Source organism: Falsochrobactrum ovis (assembly GCF_003259955.1).
In the GTDB taxonomy this organism is placed as follows: Bacteria; Pseudomonadota; Alphaproteobacteria; order Rhizobiales; family Rhizobiaceae; genus Brucella; species Brucella ovis_A.
Genome location: NZ_QLMK01000001.1, coordinates 636,316 through 655,177, shown reverse-complemented (window position 1 = coordinate 655,177; position 18,862 = coordinate 636,316). Strand labels below are relative to the sequence as shown.

Genomic DNA, 18,862 nt, shown 5'->3' with positions numbered 1-18,862 from the left:
GGCAAGTTCTTAATTCTTAAACGGAACGACCTATTTGCCGGATCCGTTTTCTTTGCGCTCAAGCGGTATGTTAGACAATAAAACCGCTTCAACGAATTGTCTTTGCGGCAAATGTGCCGCACTAATATTTAACTACCATTGCCCTTATTTGTTGCAGCCGCGGCGTCAACGACCGAATCCGGCTTGTCGATCGGAAAAAATGTGTAGGAAAGCGTGATAGTTTTCACATCTTTCAGATCAGGATCATTAACAAATTCAGGATCGACAAAAAACACCACCGGCATTTCCATGTCGTCTCCGGGATTTAAGGTCGTGTCGGTAAAGCAGAAACATTCAACCTTATTGAAATATGCCCCTGCCCGACCCGGTGCGACGTTGAAGCTTGCACGTGCATAAGTGGGCTGATCAAACCGGTTAATAGCTTCATATTTCACCAATTTGGTCTCACCAATGCGGACGGTTACTTCGCGTTCCACCGGTTTGAAATCCCATGGTAGACCGTGGGCTGTATTTGCATCGAAACGAACTTTGATCGTCTGATCCAAAACAGTGTCAGAATATTGCTCCACACGTTGGGTTGTACCGCCGTAGCCCGTGACCTGGCAGAAAATGCGATAAAGTGGCACAGAAGCATAGGCAGCGCCGATCATGCATACGAAGAAGGCTAGACAAGAAAAAGCGATTGTCGCATTTGACCGCGGCTGTTTGCTAAGCTTTTGATCCTTTTCCTGCTGATCCGTCATTGCCACCTCCCCCGGCTAATTACATCGGACGAATAAATATGTTCGAACCCAACTTCGCCCATGTACCGATATAAACGACCACAACAAACAGAATGAGCGCAATGGCCAAACCGACGGAGCGGTTACGCTGCGCCTTTTTCTGCGCTGCAGTGGGAACCAGCAATTCCAGTTCCTTATCGTCTGGCTCTTGTGGAAGCTTATTTGTCAAAGTGCTCTCCATTGCCGCAGATCCTTAAATATAGCCCGCAGCAGTCAATATTCTGATCGTCACGGCTTCCAACAGCAATACCGCAAATATTCCAGCCAAATAGTAGAGCGAGAAGCGGAAGAGTTTGCGTGCTGCTACCAGCATTTGCTGGTGCGTTTCAGCCATCCACAACCGCCACGCATGATATATAAAGATAAGCCCCAACAGAATCGAAACTATGCCATAGGTTACACCGGCAAAGCCCATCACCCATGGCAACACGCCGACCGGTGCCATCAGGACCGCGTAAAACATCGCCTGTCGACGGGTTGAAAGCTCGCCCTTAACATTGGGCATCATCGGGATGCGCGCCGCATCGTAATCATTGGATGTGAATAAAGACAGCGCCCAAAAATGCGGCGGGGTCCAGAGGAAGATAATCAGAAACAGGACAATGCTGCTCCAGGTGATCTCGCCGGTGGCAGCCGCCCAACCAATCATGGGGGGAAACGCGCCTGCCGCGCCGCCAATGACTATATTTTGCGGCGTCGAACGCTTGAGCCACATGGAATAAACAACAGCATAAAAGAAAATGGTGAAGGCCAGAAGTGCCGCGGACAGCCAATTGACCAGCAGCCCCAAAGTTATCACCGAAAAGACTGATAGGGTCAGTCCAAACACCAATACCTGCCCGGGCTCAATGATCCCAGCGGGAATGGGCCTGTTGCGCGTTCGCTTCATGATGGCGTCAATATCGGCATCGTACCACATATTGAGAGCGCCGGACGCGCCCGCCCCCACGGCAATGCACAAAATACTAATGGCAGCGAGAATGGGATTCATATGGCCAGGTGCTACCACCAGCCCAACAAGCCCAGTGAATACCACCAATGACATCACTCGGGGCTTCAAGAGGATAAGATAGTCTCTCGCAGTTGCCTCAGAAAAGGCAAATCTATGATCGGAAGCCGTCTTTTTTTCCACCAGAGACATGAATTTCATAACCTCGAAATTACCCGGCCGGGACATTTTTCCTAAGAATGCCGACTGGCACCATTGCGACAATCCTCCCCGCGGCCTTCCTAGCCTTCTTAGCCTCCCCGGCCTCACCGGAAACATTCATCAATTCCAATCGTGCCGCGTTTAAACACACACCAATAATAAGGTCGTACCTGAATTGGCCGGATAGCTTGCGCCACCATCAGAATGGGCACGCTCGTCTGAATGGACTCGCCCGCCAGAATGTCCGTCCTTAGCATATTTGTGGTTCCGGGCGAAACTTTGTTCAGTAATTTCTGAAAATTTCGCCCGGACCAAAATTCACTTGATGCGCGGTAACTGTTCCCACTGATGGAATGGTGGCGGTGAAGAAAGCTGCCATTCCAGCGTAGTCGCACCTTCGCCCCATGGATTTGCGCCTGCCTCGCGCTTTTTCGCGAAAGCTTCGAAAACATTGTAGAGGAAGATGAGAACCGCAAAGCCCGAAATATAGGATCCGTAAGACGACACCATATTCCATCCTGTATAGGCATCTGGATAGTCAATGTAGCGTCGCGGCATACCCGCAAGACCCAAGAAATGCTGCGGGAAGAATACGAGATTCACGCCAACAAATGTGATCCAAAAGTGTAGCTTTGCCGTGAACTCATCATACATATACCCGCTCATTTTCGGGAACCAGTAATACCAGCCCGCGAAAATCGCAAAGACTGCGCCCAGCGACAACACATAGTGGAAGTGAGCAACCACATAATAGGTATCGTGCAACGCACGGTCGAGACCAGCATTGGCAAGCTGTACGCCGGTTACCCCGCCAATAGTGAACAGGAAGATGAACCCAATTGCCCAGAGCATTGGCGCTCGGAAGGTAATCGAACCACCCCACATGGTCGCAATCCATGAGAAAATCTTAATGCCAGTGGGCACCGCAATCACCATGGTCGCAAAGACGAAATAACGTTGAGTGTCGAGCGAAAGGCCAACCGTATACATATGGTGCGCCCATACGACAAACCCAACAACACCGATTGCGACCATAGCATAGGCCATTCCGAGATAACCAAAGATCGGCTTGCGCGAGAAGGTCGAAATGATGTGGCTGACAATGCCAAATCCCGGCAGAATCAAAATATAGACTTCTGGATGGCCGAAGAACCAGAACAGATGCTGATAAAGGATCGGATCTCCACCCCCTTCAGGGGCAAAGAAGGCGGTGCCAAAGTTACGATCCGTCAGCAGCATAGTGATGCCGCCAGCCAGCACAGGCAGCGAGAGCAACAGCAAAAATGCAGTTACCAGCACGGCCCATGCAAAAAGCGGCATTTTATGCAGCGTCATGCCTGGCGCACGCATATTGAGAATGGTTGTAATGAAGTTGATTGCGCCCAAAATCGACGAAATACCTGAAATATGAATCGACAGGATCGCAAAATCCACGGCAGGTCCGGGCTGTCCCGAAGTTGAAAGCGGGGGATAGAGCGTCCAGCCACCGCCTGCGCCCCAGCCACCCGCTGGCCCTGGCATAAAGAACGAAATCAACAGCAAAAGCAGCGCGGGCGGAAGCAGCCAGAATGAAATATTATTCATGCGCGGAAACGCCATATCTGGCGCCCCGATCATCAATGGGATCATCCAGTTGGCAAAGCCGCCGATCAATGCGGGCATGACCATGAAGAAGATCATGATCAATGCATGCATGGAGGTAAACACGTTGAACATATGCTTACCGGCATCAAGTGCGGCACCGCCTTCAACGCCATAGACCATGGCCGCCAGACCGTGGAAAATCTGGATGCCGGGCTCTTGCAATTCGGCACGCATCGCGATCGAAAGAGCCGCGCCGATAATGCCTGAAATGATCGCAAAGATTAGGTACAGAGTACCAATATCTTTATGATTGGTCGAATAAACCCAACGGACCCAGCCATGTGGCTTGTGATCGTCATGGGCACCATGCTCGTGAGCTGCTGTGCCAGCCATGGAAATGCTCCCATCTTAAATCTTGTTGCGTACCGACCTTTAAGCCCCTCTGCACTCAAGTATCGGATCGCAAATTGTTAAACAGAGCAAAAGGCAGTGTCGAACCGACATGCCCGCTCTCACGGGATCAGAAGCCCGCTGCTGCCACCTTGTCATCCCCATTGCCTTCAACGGCAGCCTGAAGCGCTTTGTTGGCACCGCCAAGATCAGTTGCCGCCGCAGCCAGCCAAGTATCGTAAAGGTCTTTCGAAACGACCCGGACAGCAATCGGCATAAAAGCATGATCCTTGCCGCAAAGTTCCGAGCACTGGCCATAATAAAGGCCCTCTTTATCCGCCTTGAACCACGCTTCGTTGACACGACCAGGGATGGCGTCCATTTTCACACCGAAAGCCGGAATTGTCCAAGAATGAATCACATCTCCCGCAGTGATCAGCAGACGTACGGTTTCACCAACAGGCACAACGACTTCGTTATCGACAGCCAATAATCGCGGATAAATCGCCAGATTTTCCTTGCCCAGAGCTGCGCGGTCCGCATCGGTCAAAAGCAGAGAATCAAAACTCACCGGATCATCGGTCTGATACTCATAACCCCAATACCACTGATAGCCGGTAGCCTTGACCGTCAGTGTGGGATCTTCAGGCGAATATTGCGCAGTCAGAAGCTGGAAAGATGGCACTGCAAGAAATAATAGCGCAATGACAGGGCCAAGGGTCCAGATCACTTCAATGGTTGTATTATGACTGGTTTTCGATGGCTCGGGGTTGGCAGCGGCGCGAAACTTAATCACGCACCAGCTAATCAATACCAACACGAGCAAACAGATTGGCACGATAAACCAGAGCGTATAACGCTCAAACCATTCGATCTGTTGGGCTATGCCCGTTGCAGGAGGCTGAAATGTCATCTCCCACGGACGAGGCTGCGCAGCAGATGCGGCAGCGCCAGTCCACAGCAATGCTAGTGCACTTATGGCGACGCTCTTCGTTGTGGCAACTATCTTATCCACCAGAACTCTCTCCCTTTTCGCCTTTTTCAGGCTTGACGCCAAACGTCGCAACGGTCGCATTTCCCAATCGCGACACCCGTGTCCCCCAACGGCGTTCAACCACACCTTAACGCACACCGCAAGGAAGGCGAATATCTTCCTGTGCGGCATTTTTGCGCGCAGCACTGCGACACAGTCCCGCAGCTACGATCAATGCGCATTCGCCTAATTGCAGAAAATCTTGGAAAAACTAAGGGAACTCATATTCAAGCCATGATTACAGATGAGGATTCAGATAAGCTGTGTAAAATGGTTGCTTCGGACGGTATCCCGGCTGCAAAGGCGAATTGGTAGCGACAAAGCTTTTCACCGCCTGTTTTGCGCGTTAACGTCCCGCTGATTCGATCTGGAGATTTCATGATTTTGCGCCTCTTTGCCTGCCGCTCGATTTTTCAACGCTTGGCATGCCTTGCCGCTGGTGCCGCCTTTGCTATGGCCGCAAACGCACTACCTGCCGTCGCGCAAGAAACGCCGGCGCAGCTTTCCGCACCGCAAGGATCGTCCGCCCAGTCCGCGTCTTCTACTCAGCAAAGCGGCACACTCAAATCCCAACATGGTCCGTGGTCTATCCTCTGCGATACGCCGGCGGGGGCCAAGAACGAACAATGCGCGCTCATTCAAAATGTGGTCGCTGCAAAGCGTCCCGAGCTGGGCTTGTCGGTTGTCGTTCTTAAAACTGCAGATAACAAAGCGCGCATTCTGCGGGTGCTAGCGCCGCTGGGTGTTTTGCTGCCAAACGGCCTGGGCTTGAATGTGGATGGGAAAGATATTGGCCGTGCATATTTCGTGCGGTGCTTTGAAGATGGGTGCTATGCGGAAGTGATCCTTGAGGATGAATTGCTCAATACGTTCCGCAAGGGGACATCTGCAACATTCATCGTCTTTCAGACGCCAGAAGAAGGCGTTGGCATACCGGTGGATTTGACGAAATTCGGCGAGGGTTTCGACGCTCTTCCATAGAAGAAGCCTTTCTGAGGTTGTTCTCGACCCAATTAGCGCTTACATCCTGCGGTGGGACTCTGCTGCAGGATTTTTTTATGCGTAATCTGATTGATAGTTTCGACGTTAGCCGCGATGATGTTGAGCGCTTGGTCGCCCAAAGTCTTAAAAACAGCGAAGACGGCGAATTGTTTCTGGAATACCGTGAGGCCGAATCACTGGTCTTTGACGATGGCCGCCTAAAAACCGGCTCTTTCAATCAGGATCGCGGGTTTGGCTTGCGCTCGGTGGTGGGTGAGGCGATTGGCTATGCCCATGCAGGCGAACTTTCTGCGGCGGCACTCAAGCGCGCATCAAGCGCGCTGACAGCCACGTCGAGCGGATATAGCGGCAGCTATGCAGCAGCGCCCGAAGGCACTAATCAACGCCTTTACACCGATGAGAACCCGATTGGCTCGCCCTCATTTGACGCCAAGGTCAAGCTTTTGCAGGAAATTGACGCTTATTTACGCAACAAAGACCCCAAGGTGCGACAGGTATCCATTGCGCTAGCGGCGGCGTGGCAGCAGGTGGAAATTTTGCGGGCCGATGGTCATTTCGTTCGCGATATTCGTCCGATGGCGCGCCTAAGCGTATCAGTGGTCGCTGGTAGCGGAGATCGGCAAGAGTCGGGATCACACACGCTTGGCGGACGCAAGAGTTTTGGGGAGTTTCTGACCACTGAAAGCTGGCAAGGTGCCGCTGACGAAGCCCTTCGGCAGGCGCTGGTTAATCTTGAAGCAATTCCCGCGCCAGCAGGCAGCTATGATATTGTGCTTGGAAATGGATGGCCCGGTGTCATGCTGCATGAAGCGGTTGGCCATGGGCTGGAAGGCGATTTCAACCGCAAAAAGACATCGGCTTTTGCCGGGCTTTTAGGTCAGCAGGTAGCGTCGAAAGGCGTAACTGTGGTCGATGATGGCACGATTGCAGAACGTCGGGGATCGCTCACCATTGATGATGAAGGTACCCCCACACATCGGACCGTGTTGATTGAGGATGGCAAGCTCGTCAATTACATGCAGGACCGGCAAAATGCCCGGTTAATGGGTATGAAGGCGACAGGCAACGGCCGGCGCCAATCTTATGCCCATGCGCCGATGCCGCGCATGACGAATACTTTTATGTTGTCGGGCGACAAGTCACCTGAGGAAATCATCGCCTCGATGAAAAATGGCATTTATGCCGTATCTTTCGGCGGCGGTCAGGTGGATATTACTTCAGGCAAATTCGTCTTTGGCTGTACCGAAGCTTACATGATCGAAGACGGAAAGATCGGCGCGCCGATCAAGGGCGCGATGCTGATTGGCAATGGGCCTGATGCTATGCAGCGTATATCAATGATCGGCAATGATATGAAACTTGATACGGGCAGCGGTAATTGCGGCAAGGGCGGACAATGGGTGCCAGTGGGCGTCGGGCTTCCGCATTTGCGTATGGATCAGATTACCGTTGGCGGCACGGCTGTTTGACGAAAAACCCGGCTATTGAAGTTGTGCTTCAATAGCCGTTTGTCGTTGACGGACCATGCTTACCCCGCCTGCCGATGTCTGAATGGCGCGGTGGCATCCAGCCCCATTCTAATGGGCCATTCTAGTGCGCCAGTTATAGTGCCACCAGCTCTAGTGCAGCCGGTTCTAACGCCCGTCCGCTCTCAAGCGATTAGGTGTCGGGCTGCTCTTCCAATAGGCCTTCCACAAAATCGAACAGGCCGGGCCGGCGATCGCGGCGCAGGCGCTCGGCGGTTATAATGCCTTTAATGCCTGAATAAGACCGCTCAAGATCTTCGTTGATGACGATATAATGGTACTGCACCCATTTTTGGATCTCAAAACGGGCGTTCTGCAACCGGGTTTGGATCACCTCAGCTGCATCTTCTGCGCGGCGGTGAAGCCGATTTTGCAATTCCTGCATGGTGGGTGGCAAAATGAAAATTGACACCACATCTGCTGGCATTTTTTCCTGAAGCTGTTCCGCACCCTGCCAATCAATATCAAAAAGCATATCCTGACCGTCAGCGAGCGCATTTTCTGCCGTCTCACGCAGAGTGCCGTAAAAATTACCATGCACTTCAGCCCATTCGATCAATTCGTCATTGTCGCGCAGCCGCTCAAATTCTCGCTTGGAGATGAAATGATAATGCACCCCATTAATCTCGCTGGGGCGTCTCTCTCGCGTGGTAACCGATATTGACAGCGAAAGCTTCATATCTGGATCGTTAAGCAATTGGCGCGCTATGGTAGATTTTCCCGCCCCTGAAGGCGATGAGATCACCACCATGAGCCCGCGGCGTGCAATGCCATTTTCGACCGAATTGATGGCCATACAACTTACTCCAGATTTTGTACCTGTTCGCGAAACTGGTCCACGACCGCTTTCAGCTCCAGACCGATTGAGGTTATGGATGCTGCATTTGACTTGGCACACAAAGTATTTGCTTCGCGATTAAACTCTTGTGAGAGAAAATCAAGTTTGCGACCAATGGGACCGCCAATAGTAAGCAATTTACGTGCCGATTCGACATGGGTGTCGAGCCGGTCAAGCTCTTCCTGAATATCGGCTTTGGTCGCTAGAAAAGCCGCTTCTTGATAAAGGCGCGTTTCATCAAGATCATTTCCCGCATCAAGCAGCAGGCCTACTTGCGTCGCGAGCCGAGCTTTTATCACGTCGATGCTGCGCGAAGGGTCCTTGCGCGCTGACTGGGTCAGTCCTTCGATCGTATCAATATGGCTCGACAAAATTTTGTAAAGTGACGCACCTTCTTGCTGTCGCGCTTCTTTAATGGAATCCAGCACCTTGCCGAAAAGCGCCACAATTGACGCCTCGATTTCGGCGCGAGTTTTTTCGTCTTGATGAATTTCGCCTTGGTCAATCATGCCTTTTAGCGACAAAAGACCATCGATACTCGCTGGCGCAAGTCCATAGCGAGCCTGCAACTCAGCACCCAGCTTAAGTGTTTCTTCCAGCAGCGCTTGATTGATGGAAAAGCCTGTTTCTGATTGAACGAATTCTACCGACAATGTGGCCTGAAAATTGCCACGGGAAAAAGTCCGCGCCAGTAATGAGCGGACTTGGTGTTCAACTGCTTCAAAGCCGGATGGCAGCCGCAACCGCAAGTCCAGTCCTTTGCCATTGACCGAGCGCACTTCCCAAACGATCCGGACCTCGCCCGTCGCATTTCCAACCCCACTTCCCGCATGTTGCAGGGCTTGACGGGCGAAACCTGTCATACTTTGGAGAGCCATGCTTCTATCCCCCCTCATGTTCTGCGCTTTGGCAGTTTTTTCGGTCACTGCGCCACGTCTTGTTGCTGCGCTTTTTCGCGCTCTATTGCGCGCCACTTGCGAACATTTGCATTATGCTCATCAAGTGTCTTTGCAAAAACATGACCGCCAGTGCCATCGGCAACAAAATACAGATCATCTGTATCAAGCGGATTTGCGACTGCTTCCAGCGCAGCCCTGCCCGGATTTGCAATCGGGGATGGGGGAAGGCCATTGATTACATAAGTATTATACGGTGTCGGCTTCTCAATGTCGGATTTAAATATCGGACGGTCCGCTGGTTTGCCAGCTCCGCCGAAAAGGCCATAAATAATGGTCGGGTCAGATTGAAGACGCATGCCTTTGTTCAAACGATTGATAAAGACTGCGGCGACATGAGGCCGCTCAGAGGCAATGCCGGTTTCTTTTTCCACGATCGAAGCAAGAGTGACAAATTCATTCTTATCTTTAATGGGGAGATCCGGACGGCGCTTCTCCCAAATCTCGTCAATCAGTTTCTGTTGCGATGCAATCATCCGATCAATAATTTCCGCTCGGGTGGTGCCGCGCGTGAAATTTGGCGTGTCAGCAAAGATCATACCTTCCGGCGGCAATTCTTTTGGCATATCGCCAATCAGAATCGGATCGGATTCAATGCGATCAAAAATCTGCTTGACTGTTAATCCCTCGGGAATGGTAAGCGGATACATGATCGACCGGCCACTGATGAGAATATTCATTACATCGCGCATGGTCGCGCCTGCCGGAATCGCATATTCGCCAGCTTTGAGATCATTCTCGTGACCATAGGCGCGCATGCCATAACGGAAGATGCGTGCATCGCTGACAATCTCGCGATTTTCCAGGCTGTTAGACACTTCACTAACCCCTGCCCCGCGTTTGACGAGGAAGGTGGTATCTTCTTTAAGCGGGCCAGCTTCGTCAAATTGCACCTTACCAAAGTAAAAAAGTGCAGATGCTGCCACCATAAACAACACAAGCAGCGACAGCATGAAATTCATGAAAACCACAATTTGGCTGCGCGCATGACGCGAACGCTTTAATGGGGGTGGCGTCCCAGGTTGAGGGCGTAGTGCTTCGGAGGCGGACTGGGGAACAAAAGGTTTGTTTTGTGCTGCCTTTTCGGGCGCAGGTTTTCCCAGTTGCTCATCAGCGGGATTAGCTCCCGACTTTTCCTCTGAACTCACTCGATCACCTCGTATATCCGGCGCATGTTCCGTTTGTATAAAGCGCGCTTGATTGAATCTAGACCGAACCAAAGCAATTATACGCTTTTTATGAATCGGCCATACACTAATCGTTGTAAGCCAGTTTAAACATCGCAACCGGTTTTATTTTGACAAAAACGCGGAGAAATCCCCGCGTTTTTTAAAATTAGCTATGGCTGGAGCGATTTTTACGCATAGCGACGCAAAATCAGCGATGCGTTGGTACCGCCAAAGCCAAAGGAGTTGGAAAGCACCACATCAATTTGGCGCTCGCGCGGCTTGTTCGGAACCAAATCGATTTTGGTTTCGACCGCCGGATTTTCCAGATTAAGCGTTGCCGGCGCGATATTATCGCGAATTGCCAGCGTGGAGAAAATTGCTTCGGCAGAGCCCGCAGCACCCAGCAGGTGACCGATGGATGATTTGGTGGAAGACATTGAGATTTTCGATGCAGCATCACCGACAACGCGTTCAACCGCCTCTAGCTCAATCGTATCGGCCATGGTCGAAGTACCATGCGCATTGATATAATCGATCTGGTCTGGCGTGATGCCTGCGCGCTTAATTGCGGCTTCCATGCAACGTTGTGCGCCTTCACCGTTTTCGGTGGGAGCGGTGATATGGAACGCATCGCCGGAAAGTCCGTAGCCAACCACTTCAGCGTAAATTTTTGCACCGCGAGCCAAAGCGTGCTCAAGCTCTTCGAGAACCAACACGCCTGCGCCCTCGCCCATCACAAAACCGTCACGGTCTTCATCATAAGGGCGTGAAGCTGCGGTCGGATCGTCATTGCGCTTGGTGGAAAGCGCCTTACATGCAGCAAATCCAGCCAGCGAAATACGGCTAACCGGTGATTCCGCGCCACCTGCGACCATGACATCAGCATCACCAAACGCGATCAGGCGTGCAGCATCGCCAATAGCATGTGCGCCAGTTGAACACGCGGTTACGACCGCATGATTCGGCCCGCGTAATTTGTGTTTGATGGAAACATGGCCAGAAGCAAGATTGATCAGGCGCCCGGGTATGAAGAACGGCGAAATACGGCGTGGGCCCTTGTCGCGCAGCGTATAGCCCGCTTCGACGATCCCTTCGATACCGCCAATGCCCGATCCGATCAGAACGCCGGTACGGATTTGATCTTCATCGCTTTGCGGATGCCAATTAGCGTCATCAAGCGCTTGATCGGCTGCGCCAACAGCATAGATGATGAACGGATCGACCTTACGCTGTTCTTTTGGGTCCATATAGAGGTCGGGATTAAAAGTGCCATTGGTGCCGTCTCCCATGGGAATGCGGCAGGCGATCTGGCAAGCCAGATCATCAACTTCAAATTCCGTGATGCGGCGAGCACCGCTTTCACCGGAAAGGAGACGCTTCCAGGTCTCTTCAACACCATTAGCCAGTGGTGACACCAGACCCAGACCGGTGATTACGACACGCCTCATATTCACCCCTTACTTGCTAGACTTATCTTTATTCTGCCGGGCTATCGCGCTTTGAACTATGTGCCGATAAACTTAATCGTTGTGGAAAAAGCGACATAGACGCAAATGACCGGGACCTTGAGGTCCATGCAAATTGCACGGAGCTCCAAGCTGTCAATAGAATGAAAACGGACGCGACAGCACCCGTTATTCTGGCTGCATGATGCAACGGCTCAGACAGCTAAAGACAAACGGGGCTGGATCAATATCCGGCCCCGTCATGTCGAATTATGCGGAAGCCTTATCGATGAACTTCACAGCATCGCCGACCGTAAGGATCGTTTCGGCTGCATCGTCCGGAATTTCGACGCCAAATTCTTCTTCGAAGGCCATGACCAACTCGACCGTGTCGAGGCTGTCTGCACCAAGATCGTCAATGAAGCTTGCGCCTTCGGTGACCTTGTCGGCATCTACACCCAGATGTTCAACAACTATTTTCTTGACGCGCTCTGCGGTATCGCTCATGTCGGAACCTCGACCTGTTTGTTTACTTGCTTGCCTTGGTTAGCGGCATGCAGGATTGTAATCAAGTTATAAGATGCCTGCCAAGTTTCAAGCGAACCTGTCTGGGCAGTCATCCTGTGGATATTCCTTTCGGAACCGGATCGCGACACAATCATAGATGTGCCACAATTCTCGACGGGCGCATTACCATGCTTCTCTAACAAGGCAAAGCGCATTTTCCGTCTCACCCCCCAAGTTTAAGGCCTTTTTTACCATAAAGGAGGGTTTGAGAGGATTAAATCATGGCCATTCCGCCATTCACATGCAGGGTTTGGCCAGTAACATAGGCCGCTTCATCGCTCGCCAAATAAAGCACAGCCGCGGCAATATCACCACCTACACCCATGCGCTTCATCGGGATACCGCTCATGATCGCATCTTTTTGCTTCTCGTTTAGCTTATCGGTCATGGCCGATTCGATAAAGCCAGGTGCGACACAATTTACCGTAACATTACGGCTAGCGATTTCCTGTGCCAAAGACTTTGTAAAGCCAATCAAGCCTGCTTTAGAAGCACAATAATTTGCCTGACCCGGATTGCCAGTTACACCGACAATCGAGGTAATATTGATGATACGCCCCTGACGGCGACGCATCATAGGATGAGTTAATTCACGTGTCAGGCTGAAAACAGATGTCAGATTGACATTCAGAACTGCGTCCCAATCCTCATCACTCATACGTACGAAAAGACCGTCGCGGGTGATACCGGCATTATTGACCAGTATATCAACGCCACCCATTTCTTCTTCGGCCTTTTGCCCCAGAGCTTTGACGGCTTCCCGGTCTGACAGATTGGCCGGAAAAACAAAGGTGCGCTCGCCCAAGCTGTCAGACAGTTCTTTGAGCTTTTCCTCACGCGTACCATGCAGGCCGACAATGGCTCCTTGCGCATGCAGCGCTCGCGCGATTGCCTCGCCGAGACCGCCAGTAGCACCAGTGACGAGAGCCTTGCGGCCGGTCAAATCAAACATAAGAACCTCTTAACCGTTGAGTGCTGCAAGTGCCGCAGCAATTTCTTCCGCCGAGCCGACGGTTACGCCCGAAACCTCTTTCGATATGCGGCGCGCCAGACCGGTCAGTACCTTGCCCGAACCTACTTCATAAAGTGTCGTCACGCCATTGGCTGCAAACCATTCGACCGTCTCGCGCCAGCGAACCTGTCCGGTGACCTGCTCAACCAGCAGATCTGCAATTTCATTGGCGTCTGTCACGGGGGCCGCGCGCACATTGGCGATCAAAGGCACAACAGGATTGTGTTTTTCGACCTTTGCCAGCGCTTCGCGCATCGCCTCGGCAGCAGGCGCCATCAGGCTTGAGTGGAAAGGTGCAGAAACCGGCAGCATGATTGCGCGCTTGGCGCCCTTTTCTGACGCTAATTTTGCAGCAAGTTCAACGGCTGCCTTGCCGCCCGAAATAACCAGCTGTCCGCCGCCATTATCATTGGCAATCTGAACTGGGCCTGATGCTTTGGCTTCGGTGCAAATAGCTTCAACATCGCTGTGCTCAAGCCCGATAATGGCGGCCATTGCGCCTTCGCCGACGGGAACCGCTTTTTGCATTGCATTGCCACGAATGCGCAGCAGGCGCGCCGTATCGGCAAGCGAAAAAGTTCCAGCTGCGCAAAGCGCCGAATATTCGCCCAGCGAATGTCCCGCCACATAAGAAACATTATCTTTGAGCGAAAACCCGCGGGCTTCCATCACGCGCAAAATGGCGATTGATACAGCCATCAATGCGGGTTGGGCATTTGCGGTCAAGGTTAGAACGTCTTCGGGGCCTTCAAACATTGTCTGCGAAAGCTTTTCGCCAAGCGCCGCGTCCACTTCTTCAAAGACAGCACGAGCTTCCACAAACTCTTCGGCCAAGGCTTTGCCCATGCCAACCGCCTGGCTGCCCTGTCCGGGAAAAGTAAATGCTACCGCCATGAATGCCTCGTCTTTTTTAAAGAAGTTACATAATTTCGCGGGATGTGCCCCAGTAGCTGGCAAAAAGTCAAGTATTGTCACACTTAACGCCAGAGCCGACTTGCAAACAAGCGGAAAAACACGTATTAGCCGCCCGTTCGTTGTTAGCACCAGCTGGGGGCTGAACGGAGGGCCGGACCTTGTCCGTGAAGTCTAAAGTACTTCTGCCTCCCGTGTCTCCGCTCTCGATCGTCTCAATGAGCGTCCTTTCTTCTCCGGTTTTCCGGCAAAAGAGAAGTCGCAGAGGCTTAGCCGTTGGTGTTGGCATATTGAAACAGAAGAAAGGCAAAGCCAATGGCTCTTTATGAACATGTGCTTCTTGCCCGCCAGGACATTTCCCAGCAACAGGTCGACGCTCTAGTCGAACAGTTCAAGGGTGTTCTTGAAGCTAATGGCGGCAAGTTTGGTAAGGTAGAAAGCTGGGGTCTACGTCCCCTCACCTACCGTATCAAGAAAAACCGTAAGGCCTATTATACGCTTATTAACATTGACGCTCCAGCTGCTGCTGTTGCGGAAATGGAACGTCAGATGCGCATTAATGAAGATATTTTGCGCTTCATGACCATCCGCGTTGATGAGCTTGAAGAAGGCCAGTCGGCAATGCTTTCGCGCCGTGATGAGCGTCGCGACCGCGACGATGATCGTGGCCCACGCCGTCCACGCGACGGTGATCGCGGTCCGCGTCGCCCACGCGACAATGAAGCTGGTGAAGGAGCATAATCATGGTTGATATCAATCAGATCCCGACCCGTCGTCCTTTCCATCGCCGTCGCAAGACGTGCCCGTTCTCCGGAGCCAACGCACCGAAGATCGACTATAAGGACATTAAGCTTCTGCAGCGTTACATTTCAGAACGCGGCAAGATCGTTCCTTCCCGTATTACGGCTGTTAGCCAGAAGAAGCAGCGTGAACTCGCCAAGGCGATCAAGCGCGCTCGTTTCCTCGGCCTGCTGCCTTACGTTGTGAAGTAAGATAATTCAGGGGGCGGTTTTCCGCCTCCTGTTTCCTCCGTTACGAAGGGCGTGACGGAGCGTAATGAAAACCCAAGTTGGGGCGCAGTGTATCACCGCCTCTAACTGCAAGACCGGTTAAGCCGGAGCAGGACAGCGAAGTTATGAAGTTCAACGGAGCCATTATTGGTGTCGGCACTGCAGCGGGGCTTGCCTCGGCGCTGATGTCGTCCGGCGTCATTGCCCAGTCGGGCTTGGCGATGGTTTTGTATTTTCTCACACCGCTGCCAATTTTTGCTGCTGCTCTTGGTTGGGGCTCAAGTGTAGGCATCGTTGCCGCAACAATTGCGACCGTTGCAGTCGGTATTTTCGCAGCTCCTATGGCCGCACTTCTCATGGCGTTGACCAGCTATATCCCAGCGGCAACAGGTGCGTATCTTTCGGGCCTTGCACGTTCGGCAGATGAACTTGGCGGGCCAAAAGGCGTCATTGTCTGGTACCCGCTTTCGGATATATTTTTCCGTCTCGCTTTGATGGTGGCTGCAAGCTTTATCGTTATTGGCGCAATTATCGGTTTTGGTCCTGACATGGTTCAGGAACTGACCAACCGGCTGATGGACGGACTGGCTGAAGCCGACCCGCAATTTGCCGCAAGTTCGGAAATGCGTGAAGGCATCGCTGCCACTTTGATGGTTGCATTGCCAGCTATTCAGCCAGCGACAGCTTTCTTCATATTGGTTGGCAATTTTTACCTAGCGCTTCGCCTCACCAATATGTCTGGTCGGTTGCGCCGCCCGCGTGACGATTGGCCGGCAACAATGCGCATGCCGCGCCAAGCATTGCTGGTCTATGCAGTCGCACTGGCCCTTGCTTTCATGCCGGGTACGCTGGGCGTGATTGCAACCGTCTTTGTTGGGACTTTAAGCGCTGGGTTCATGCTGGCAGGACTTGCAATTTTCCATTATCGCACCCGCGGTAAAGCCTGGCGCCCAGTGGTGCTTTGGTTTGTCTATGTAACGATTCTGCTCTTTGCATTCCTACTATTCATATTCATGATTTTTGGACTTTTCGATACTTCGCGCGGTGCGCCGGTGTCGAAACTTCCTGAAACAGACAATCGCTAAACCGAATTAAACCTCGAAAGGAAACTCCAATGGAAGTCATTCTTCTGGAACGTATTGGCCGTCTGGGCCAGATGGGCGAAACCGTCAAAGTTAAGGACGGATATGCTCGTAACTTCCTGCTCCCACAGGGCAAGGCGCTTCGTGCAAATGAAGCCAATAAGAAGAAGTTCGAAAGCCAGCGCGCTCAGCTGGAAGCGCAGAACCTTGAGCGCAAGAAAGAAGCTGATGCGGTTGCTGAAAAGCTCAATGGTCAGAGCTTCATCGTTGTGCGTTCGGCTGGTGAAACCGGGCAGCTCTATGGTTCGGTCTCGACCCGTGACATTGCTGAAATCATCACTGAAAATGGCTTTACCCTACACCGCAACCAGGTTGAGCTGAACCACCCGATCAAGACGATCGGCATTCATGAGATTGCTATTTCACTTCATCCAGAAGTCGAAGTAACGGTTTCGATCAATATTGCTCGTTCGGCTGAAGAAGCTGAACGTCAGGCGCAGGGTGAAGACCTGACCTCGATCGAAGCTATTTATGGCATTGAAGAGCCAGAACTCTCTGAAGAGTTTTTCGACGATGAAGAAGAAGTTGAAGCTGAAACGGAAGGCGAAGAGCAGGCTTAATCTGCTTGCTTGAATGCGATCAATCATCAGTAACGCATTCGCTTCCTATCGTCTGATTGAGCAAAGCCCGGCCCAAAAGCCGGGCTTTTTCATTGATGCGCGCCCAAGCTTTCCGTTCTGAATATTAGGAAATGCAATCAAACTTTGACGAGGCGAATAAAATCGCTTTACTATCAGTTCCTGCGCTTTTTCAATAACTTCATTTCTTGGCATTTAAGATCGTGTTGATATGGAAGTAGGATTGGAGATGTGCTGAAGGGAACATCCGTGCTGAATGTCGGGCGGTGAGAGCTTGGTGATGATGGCAAGAGAAGGTTCTAGCCGTGATCAAAGCCGTGATCAAAAGCCCGCTGCCGGCCCAGCTATGGATGTACGCACTGTTCAATCCCAAAGGGAGATGGGGCAATGAATCGAATGCTGCGTACTGTTCTCGACCATATGATCAAGAGCGGCGATTTGACCGTCACCGATTCTGCTGGCACGCAATTTCATTTTGGTGACAAGACGGGCACTCCCGTCCATATACGTTTCAACAATCAAAAAGCAGAACGGGCGCTCGCCTTCAATCCCGAGCTCAAACTTGGCGAGTGTTTTATGGATGGTGAGATCGACTTTCTGGAAGGCGATATTTACGCGCTGCTTCAGATGGTTTTCGAAAATACCGGTCCCACGGCAGCCAAAGAGCCGTGGATGCGTTTTTTGTCGCAAATGCGGATTTTATTTCGGCGTTTTCAGCAAATGAACACAATTGGCCGCGCATCCAGCCACATCAAAAGCCATTATGATTTATCGAGTGAGCTTTACGATCTGTTTCTGGATTCCGACAAGCAATATTCATGCGCTTATTTCGATCCTGCCAATGCAAGTTTGGACGAAGCTCAGCTCGCAAAAAAGCGGCACATTGCCGCGAAATTGTTGATCGAACCGGGGCATAAAGTTCTGGATATCGGTTGCGGATGGGGCGGCATGGGATTGTATCTTGCCCGTTATCTCAAGGCCAATGTCACTGGTGTTACCCTATCAGAAGAGCAGCACGTAATCGCTAATAAAAGAGCGGTTGAAGAAGGGCTTGCTGACCAAGCGCGATTTGAGCTTAAAGATTACCGTCTTATCGAAGAAAAATTTGATCGGCTGGTTTCAGTGGGCATGTTCGAGCATGTGGGTGTTGGCCATTTTGCCGAATATTTTCAGCATGTTGCGCGATTGATGAAACCTGATGGGGTTTTTCTTCTCCATGCTATCGGCCGTGCGGATGGTCCGGGTGCTACCAATCCATTTATTCGCAAATATATCTTTCCCGGTGGGTATATTCCGGCTTTGTCTGAAGTGCTGCCACATATTGAAAAAGCTGGGCTTTACGTTACCGATATTGAAATCTTGCGGCTTCATTATGCCGAGACGCTGCGGGCATGGCGCGAAGCTTTTATGGCTAATCGAGACCGGGCGAAGGCACTTTATGACGAACGGTTTTGCCGGATGTGGGAGTTTTATTTGGCTGGCTCTGAAAGCGCATTTCGCTGGCAGAATATGATGGTGTTCCATATCCAGATCACCCACAGACAAGACGCTGTTCCATTGACCCGCAACTATATTGAAGCAGAAGAAAAACGGCTCAAACGGTTGGACAGTGCGCCTAAAGGGGCCAATAGTGAACCAAAAGCAGCCAAGAAAAAGCTCAATCTTTCTTGAGCTGTCAATCGCCCGATCAGAACTGTTCAGATGATTTATACGCTGTGGAAGAGTGTGAATCATGGTAGAGTTTTTCGCTTTGGACAAAAGTTTTC

General features: G+C 51.7%; 19 protein-coding genes. 7 read left to right on the top strand and 12 right to left on the bottom strand.

Annotated elements, in window-relative coordinates; genetic code table 11:
- Positions 1-128 precede the first annotated feature (128 nt).
- The 5 genes from C7374_RS03090 to coxB all read right to left on the bottom strand — a co-directional run bounded on the left by C7374_RS03090 (position 129) and on the right by coxB (position 4,921).
- On the bottom strand, positions 129-743 hold the full coding sequence (locus C7374_RS03090) for a cytochrome c oxidase assembly protein (RefSeq protein ID WP_111574116.1): 615 nt from the start codon (positions 741-743) through the stop codon (positions 129-131).
- Positions 744-762: 19 nt separating this feature from the next.
- Positions 763-951, bottom strand: coding sequence for a hypothetical protein (locus tag C7374_RS03085; protein ID WP_374849791.1), 189 nt, complete (start codon positions 949-951; stop codon positions 763-765).
- A 24-nt stretch (positions 952-975) separates the two neighbouring features.
- Entirely contained in the window at positions 976-1,923 is a 948-nt protein-coding gene (locus C7374_RS03080; protein WP_111574264.1) for a heme o synthase, read from the bottom strand.
- Between the two features lie 327 nt (positions 1,924-2,250).
- Positions 2,251-3,909: a cytochrome c oxidase subunit I gene (gene ctaD / locus C7374_RS03075; protein ID WP_111574114.1), complete on the bottom strand. Its 1,659-nt coding sequence runs from the start codon at positions 3,907-3,909 to the stop codon at positions 2,251-2,253.
- A 127-nt stretch (positions 3,910-4,036) separates the two neighbouring features.
- On the bottom strand, positions 4,037-4,921 hold the full coding sequence (gene coxB, locus C7374_RS03070) for a cytochrome c oxidase subunit II (protein WP_111574113.1): 885 nt from the start codon (positions 4,919-4,921) through the stop codon (positions 4,037-4,039).
- Between the two features lie 396 nt (positions 4,922-5,317).
- On the opposite strand from coxB, the gene C7374_RS03065 reads away from it, so the two are divergent.
- Positions 5,318-5,920 (top strand): invasion associated locus B family protein, encoded by a 603-nt coding sequence (locus C7374_RS03065; RefSeq protein ID WP_111574112.1) that lies wholly within the window; start codon positions 5,318-5,320, stop codon positions 5,918-5,920.
- Between the two features lie 77 nt (positions 5,921-5,997).
- The gene (gene tldD, locus C7374_RS03060; RefSeq protein WP_111574111.1) at positions 5,998-7,410 is read left to right on the top strand and encodes a metalloprotease TldD; all 1,413 of its coding nucleotides are present in this window, start codon (positions 5,998-6,000) and stop codon (positions 7,408-7,410) included.
- A gap of 190 nt (positions 7,411-7,600) precedes the next feature.
- On the opposite strand, the gene gmk is transcribed toward tldD, so the two are convergent.
- The 7 genes from gmk to fabD form a co-directional block, all read right to left on the bottom strand.
- Positions 7,601-8,263: a guanylate kinase gene (gene gmk / locus C7374_RS03055; protein WP_111574110.1), complete on the bottom strand. Its 663-nt coding sequence runs from the start codon at positions 8,261-8,263 to the stop codon at positions 7,601-7,603.
- 5 nt (positions 8,264-8,268) lie between these two features.
- Entirely contained in the window at positions 8,269-9,183 is a 915-nt protein-coding gene (locus tag C7374_RS03050) for a YicC/YloC family endoribonuclease (RefSeq protein ID WP_111574109.1), read from the bottom strand.
- 44 nt (positions 9,184-9,227) lie between these two features.
- Entirely contained in the window at positions 9,228-10,409 is a 1,182-nt protein-coding gene (gene mltG, locus C7374_RS03045; RefSeq protein WP_111574108.1) for an endolytic transglycosylase MltG, read from the bottom strand.
- A gap of 209 nt (positions 10,410-10,618) precedes the next feature.
- Positions 10,619-11,878, bottom strand: coding sequence for a beta-ketoacyl-ACP synthase II (gene fabF / locus C7374_RS03040; protein WP_111574107.1), 1,260 nt, complete (start codon positions 11,876-11,878; stop codon positions 10,619-10,621).
- A 267-nt stretch (positions 11,879-12,145) separates the two neighbouring features.
- A complete protein-coding gene (locus tag C7374_RS03035; protein ID WP_002963616.1) occupies positions 12,146-12,382 on the bottom strand; it encodes an acyl carrier protein in 237 nt (78 codons plus the stop codon).
- Positions 12,383-12,656: 274 nt separating this feature from the next.
- Positions 12,657-13,394, bottom strand: coding sequence for a 3-oxoacyl-[acyl-carrier-protein] reductase (gene fabG / locus C7374_RS03025; protein WP_111574106.1), 738 nt, complete (start codon positions 13,392-13,394; stop codon positions 12,657-12,659).
- A 9-nt stretch (positions 13,395-13,403) separates the two neighbouring features.
- A complete protein-coding gene (gene fabD, locus C7374_RS03020; RefSeq protein ID WP_111574105.1) occupies positions 13,404-14,348 on the bottom strand; it encodes an ACP S-malonyltransferase in 945 nt (314 codons plus the stop codon).
- A 333-nt stretch (positions 14,349-14,681) separates the two neighbouring features.
- Here fabD and rpsF point away from each other — a divergent pair, with 333 nt between their 5' ends.
- The 5 genes from rpsF (at position 14,682) to C7374_RS02990 (ending at position 18,767) form a co-directional block, all read left to right on the top strand.
- Complete coding sequence (rpsF, locus tag C7374_RS03010) at positions 14,682-15,107, top strand: 30S ribosomal protein S6 (protein WP_111574104.1); 426 nt, start codon at positions 14,682-14,684, stop codon at positions 15,105-15,107.
- A 2-nt stretch (positions 15,108-15,109) separates the two neighbouring features.
- Entirely contained in the window at positions 15,110-15,358 is a 249-nt protein-coding gene (gene rpsR, locus C7374_RS03005) for a 30S ribosomal protein S18 (RefSeq protein WP_006466219.1), read from the top strand.
- Between the two features lie 143 nt (positions 15,359-15,501).
- Positions 15,502-16,461 (top strand): DUF2232 domain-containing protein, encoded by a 960-nt coding sequence (locus C7374_RS03000; RefSeq protein ID WP_111574103.1) that lies wholly within the window; start codon positions 15,502-15,504, stop codon positions 16,459-16,461.
- Positions 16,462-16,490: 29 nt separating this feature from the next.
- Positions 16,491-17,078, top strand: coding sequence for a 50S ribosomal protein L9 (rplI, locus tag C7374_RS02995; protein ID WP_111574102.1), 588 nt, complete (start codon positions 16,491-16,493; stop codon positions 17,076-17,078).
- Positions 17,079-17,483: 405 nt separating this feature from the next.
- Positions 17,484-18,767 carry a cyclopropane fatty acid synthase gene (locus C7374_RS02990; RefSeq protein ID WP_111574101.1) on the top strand — a complete coding sequence of 428 codons (1,284 nt, stop codon included), beginning with the start codon at positions 17,484-17,486 and terminating at the stop codon, positions 18,765-18,767.
- Positions 18,768-18,862: the final 95 nt, after the last annotated feature.

Coding starts and splice junctions, on each gene's coding strand:
- C7374_RS03090 (WP_111574116.1), bottom strand. CDS start 743: ATGACGGATCAGCAGGAAAAGGATCAAAAGCTTAGCAAACAGCCGCGG.
- C7374_RS03080 (WP_111574264.1), bottom strand. CDS start 1,923: ATGTCTCTGGTGGAAAAAAAGACGGCTTCCGATCATAGATTTGCCTTT.
- ctaD (WP_111574114.1), bottom strand. CDS start 3,909: ATGGCTGGCACAGCAGCTCACGAGCATGGTGCCCATGACGATCACAAG.
- C7374_RS03065 (WP_111574112.1), top strand. CDS start 5,318: ATGATTTTGCGCCTCTTTGCCTGCCGCTCGATTTTTCAACGCTTGGCA.
- tldD (WP_111574111.1), top strand. CDS start 5,998: ATGCGTAATCTGATTGATAGTTTCGACGTTAGCCGCGATGATGTTGAG.
- gmk (WP_111574110.1), bottom strand. CDS start 8,263: ATGGCCATCAATTCGGTCGAAAATGGCATTGCACGCCGCGGGCTCATG.
- C7374_RS03050 (WP_111574109.1), bottom strand. CDS start 9,183: ATGGCTCTCCAAAGTATGACAGGTTTCGCCCGTCAAGCCCTGCAACAT.
- fabF (WP_111574107.1), bottom strand. CDS start 11,878: ATGAGGCGTGTCGTAATCACCGGTCTGGGTCTGGTGTCACCACTGGCT.
- C7374_RS03035 (WP_002963616.1), bottom strand. CDS start 12,382: ATGAGCGATACCGCAGAGCGCGTCAAGAAAATAGTTGTTGAACATCTG.
- fabG (WP_111574106.1), bottom strand. CDS start 13,394: ATGTTTGATTTGACCGGCCGCAAGGCTCTCGTCACTGGTGCTACTGGC.
- fabD (WP_111574105.1), bottom strand. CDS start 14,348: ATGGCGGTAGCATTTACTTTTCCCGGACAGGGCAGCCAGGCGGTTGGC.
- rpsF (WP_111574104.1), top strand. CDS start 14,682: ATGGCTCTTTATGAACATGTGCTTCTTGCCCGCCAGGACATTTCCCAG.
- rpsR (WP_006466219.1), top strand. CDS start 15,110: ATGGTTGATATCAATCAGATCCCGACCCGTCGTCCTTTCCATCGCCGT.
- C7374_RS03000 (WP_111574103.1), top strand. CDS start 15,502: ATGAAGTTCAACGGAGCCATTATTGGTGTCGGCACTGCAGCGGGGCTT.
- rplI (WP_111574102.1), top strand. CDS start 16,491: ATGGAAGTCATTCTTCTGGAACGTATTGGCCGTCTGGGCCAGATGGGC.
- C7374_RS02990 (WP_111574101.1), top strand. CDS start 17,484: ATGAATCGAATGCTGCGTACTGTTCTCGACCATATGATCAAGAGCGGC.